The organism is Persicitalea sp. (assembly GCF_041751555.1).
In the GTDB taxonomy this organism is placed as follows: Bacteria; Bacteroidota; Bacteroidia; order Cytophagales; family Spirosomataceae; genus Persicitalea.
In genome coordinates, this window is sequence record NZ_JBGSXF010000564.1 from 1 (window position 1) to 3,847 (window position 3,847).

5 protein-coding genes are annotated in these 3,847 nt (G+C 45.7%); 3 read left to right on the top strand and 2 right to left on the bottom strand.

The genetic code is table 11. The features are described from left to right. Both ACEW8P_RS20075 and ACEW8P_RS20080 read right to left on the bottom strand, forming a co-directional pair. A partial coding sequence (locus ACEW8P_RS20075) for a transposase (RefSeq protein WP_373514857.1) occupies window positions 1–794 on the bottom strand: 794 nt, incomplete at its 3' end. Between the two features lie 147 nt (window positions 795–941). Then, window positions 942–1,154, bottom strand: a complete 213-nt coding sequence (locus ACEW8P_RS20080; RefSeq protein WP_373514858.1) for a hypothetical protein — start codon at window positions 1,152–1,154, stop codon at window positions 942–944. Between the two features lie 196 nt (window positions 1,155–1,350). Between ACEW8P_RS20080 and ACEW8P_RS20085 the strand changes: the two genes are divergently transcribed. The 3 genes from ACEW8P_RS20085 to ACEW8P_RS20095 all read left to right on the top strand — a co-directional run bounded on the left by ACEW8P_RS20085 (window position 1,351) and on the right by ACEW8P_RS20095 (window position 3,769). Continuing rightward, on the top strand, window positions 1,351–1,869 hold the full coding sequence (locus tag ACEW8P_RS20085) for a cupin domain-containing protein (RefSeq protein ID WP_373514859.1): 519 nt from the start codon (window positions 1,351–1,353) through the stop codon (window positions 1,867–1,869). A gap of 18 nt (window positions 1,870–1,887) precedes the next feature. Then, a complete protein-coding gene (locus tag ACEW8P_RS20090) occupies window positions 1,888–2,853 on the top strand; it encodes an NADP-dependent oxidoreductase (RefSeq protein WP_373514860.1) in 966 nt (321 codons plus the stop codon). A 169-nt stretch (window positions 2,854–3,022) separates the two neighbouring features. Further along, window positions 3,023–3,769, top strand: coding sequence for a helix-turn-helix domain-containing protein (locus ACEW8P_RS20095; RefSeq protein WP_373514861.1), 747 nt, complete (start codon window positions 3,023–3,025; stop codon window positions 3,767–3,769). The last annotated feature ends 78 nt before the right edge of the window (window positions 3,770–3,847 follow it).

Consider the following 3,847-nt stretch of genomic DNA (forward strand, 5'->3'; position numbering starts at 1 on the left):
CCTTCCGCGGTATCCACCGCCATACTACAGTGGTAGTTCAGCTTTCTGGCCTTGCCCGGCTTTACCGATATACGGGCATCCGGATCGTGGGGGTTGTAGTGCGTCGTGTTGCTTAGCAGGCGTGCTTTTTTATGGGTCGCACCGGCAGGCCGTACCGGACTTTCCTGTAAATTCCGGTGGTGTTTCTCCACGCGCTTGAGCTCATGCTCGGGAGCGGAGATTTGTACCGGGGATATGGCTCCCCCGTGCTTTTTATTAGTTTCTCGATTTTCTTCCGACACTTTTTTCAAGTGGTCCTTCATAGGGGTGGCCGGCATTTTCGGCACTACGCTCTCCATGGACGCGTTCGCCTTTATCGGGGCCGAATCCACCGCCTGGGTATGGCCCGATACCATCCCGCTGTCGACGCACATGGTGAATACCTTGTTGAACAAAGTCACAAAAAGGGATTCCGGGTAAAGTTGCCTGGTCCTGCTTATCGTTGAATGCCATGGCAGCTCCTCGTCCAGGTCATGGCCCAGAAAGTAGAGCACGTCCATTCGCATGCAGCAATGTTCCATCAGTTTTCGGTCGGAGGTAATGTTCTCGAGGTAACCTGTGATCAACAGCTTGAAAAAGACCGCGGGGTCGATCGAAGGGTTGCCGGTCTTGCCGTAAAGTTCTTTCGTATCCTTATAAAGAAAACTCAGGTCAAGGGTTTCGCGGAGCCTTCTGTAAAGATTTTCCTTTGGGATCCGGTCCGATAAGCGGAAACTGAGGAACAATTTTTCGGTATAATTCTTTCTGCCTTGCATACCCTTAAATTACGGATTTCCGCGCATTGGTAAAAGCAAAAATTGATGTTTATCGGAGTTGTGCAACAGCCACGAACGTTTTTCGGGACACTACTGAATTCAATATGGCGTAATTAATCCCAGGTTTGTCTGAACTATCCACTAGGCTCAAAAGAGCCCTTTAATTTGAGGGTTTTTTAATCGTTTTCCACCAAAAGCATATTGCTTTTCCTTTAAGTAAATCTTCTGAGGCCACATACACCCTCCCCTACCCATCACAAAATTTTTCTGTAAACCCCAACAGGGGATCACTTTAGGATTTTGGCCGTTCCCTTGAATATAAAATTCAATTTGATGGAAAGGGCAGTCTCCTTTTTCCATAGATTACGATAGTAGGATGAATTAAGTCCCATGGCCCTTATTTATAAGGCTGTAAAACAAAAAACGGTGTTATTGTCCGGAGACGGAAAGGAGTGGATAATTGGTTTCATTTTGATATGACCATTTGGCAGCAAGCCAAAAAAACCATCCATCCAAACAAATTTAACCTGTACAAATAAAATCACGACCCTTCATTTTGGCTCAAACAAAAGGTGTTTCGACTAACTCTTTGTCTCAATGGTTCCTGACCTTTGTACCATTAACAAAAAAGGAATATTTCAAGATGGAAAAAGTAAAGGTTTACAAGGCAGGAAGCCTGCCTAGCAACAGGGCGCCCGAACGGAACTTCACCGGCGAAGTATTGATCAGCAATTACTTTGTGTCCGAAAAACCCAGCTATTTAGTGGGTGCACGTGCAACTTTCAAACCGGGCGCGCGAACACCCTGGAAAATCAATCCCCTCGGTCAGACACTTATAATAACCGATGGCATTGGGTGGGCGCAGTGTGAGGGCGAGGAAATTTTTGAGGTCAGTGCCGGGGACATCGTACAATTTCCTCCAGAAAAAAAGCATTGGGACGGCGCAGTGCCACATAGCACTTTAACCTATATCGCCTTACACGAGATGAAAGATGGAAATGCCGTAAGGTTTTTGGATAGAGTGACGGACAATGAATATTCAAAAGGGAATATCCTTTTACGATCAAAATTCTAACAACGAAAAGTGAATTTTATGAAAGCAATCAGAATCGGTGAATATGGAGGGCCAGAAGTGATGGAACTGAGAGAAATGGACCGCCCTGTGCCAAGGGCTGACGAAATTTTAGTAAAGGTATACGCAAGCGGTATAAACCCCGTGGACCTGGTGGTACGTTCAGGGAGCAGCGCGGCGCTGAACTATGACCTTACCCTGCCGATGACCATCGGCTGGGAAACGGCGGGTACCGTGGAAGAACTGGGCAGCGATGTGACCGAATTCCAGAAAGGCGATGCTGTTTATGGTGTGCCGAGTTTTCCGGGCGATGGCAGTTATGCAGAATATGTCGTTGCAAAGGCATCACGTTTTGGCCTTAAACCAAAAAACATCGGATTCAACGATGCATCCGGTATCCCATTGGTAGCACTGACAGCCTGGACGGCAATGTTCGAATTTGGAAAACTGAAAGAGGGACAGCGCATCTTGATTCAGGGGGCGGCTGGAAATGTTGGTGCCTACGCGGTTCAGTTTGCAAAATCGAAAGGTGCGTATGTCATCGCAACGGCAGCGGCTGAAAGTTTTGATTATCTGAAAGAAATCGGTGCAGATGAAATGATCGATTACAAATCCCGGAAATTTGAAGAACTGGTGGGGGTTGTCGACATTGTATTGGAGGTCTCTTCGGTTCGGGATAATGATGAGCGTTTGAAATCCGTAAAGGTATTGAGGGAAAATGGTATTTTAGTGAGCGTCAATACGGATTTTGCTTTTAACGATGCTGTGCTGCGGGCGCTTGACAGGAAAAATGCCACGGGCGAACTCGCCGCCAATCAGTCCAGAAAAGAATGGTTGGAAGAAATCGCAGAACTGGTCGAAGCAGGAAAGGTGAAGGTCCTAAGAGCTAAAATGTTTGCACTGAAAGATGCGGTTGAGACCCATACCTTACTGGAAAACAAATCAGCAAGCGGAAAATTGGCATTACAGATAATAGAAGAGTATTAGCAAAATGAGGCACCTAAAGACCATAAGCGACTTTCACGATTACACAAATCTGCCGAAGCCGGACCATCCGCTGATCAGCGTCATAGATATCGCTGATGCAGTCCCGAACTCAACCGGTAACGAACCGGAGGATCTGATCTTGGACTTTTATTCGATCGCGGTAAAAAGAATGCACAACGTGAAAGTGAAATATGGCCAGCAACCCTTTGATTTTAACGAAGGTGTGATGTCCTTTATGTCCCCGAAGCAGGTTTTTAGCGTAACAGCTGAAAAAAAAGAGGAACAAGTAAAAAAATCGGGGCGGGCCATTTATGTCCATCCCGATTTTATTTGGAACACATCATTGGCAAAGACCATAAAGGATTATGATTTTTGGGACTATTCCCTCAATGAGGCGCTGTTCCTTTCGTTAAAAGAGGAAGCCCTGGTCAACAACATTATCCAGAACATCAGCAAGGAAGTAAAGTCCAATATTGATAAATACACAAAGCAGATCATTGTCTCACAGATCGAGGGCCTTTTGAGCTACTCCGATAGATTCTATGGCCGTCAGTTCATAACAAGGGAGAAGAGCAACCACCAGATACTTGAAAGGTTGGAGTACAGGCTCGACAACTACTTTGGCGACGATAACCTAATAAATAAAGGTCTACCAACCGTAAGGTTTATTGCGGAAGAAATGCAACTTTCACCCAAATACCTCACGGGCTTGCTACAATCGCTCACAGGGCAAAGTACCCAGCAACATATCCACAATAAGCTGATTGAAAAAGCCAAGGAAAAATTGTCCACATCGCAACTTACGGTAAGCGAGATCTCCTATTCCTTGGGATTTGAACACATTCAGTCGTTCAGCAAACTTTTCAAGACCAAGACCAATCTCTCTCCAAATGAATTTAGACGCTCATTCAACTGAAGGGCGTGTGCAAACAGAGAACTTAGGCCCTGAATTTAAGGCCCTTGAAAGTATGGTTTCCAGCATATATATCAACTT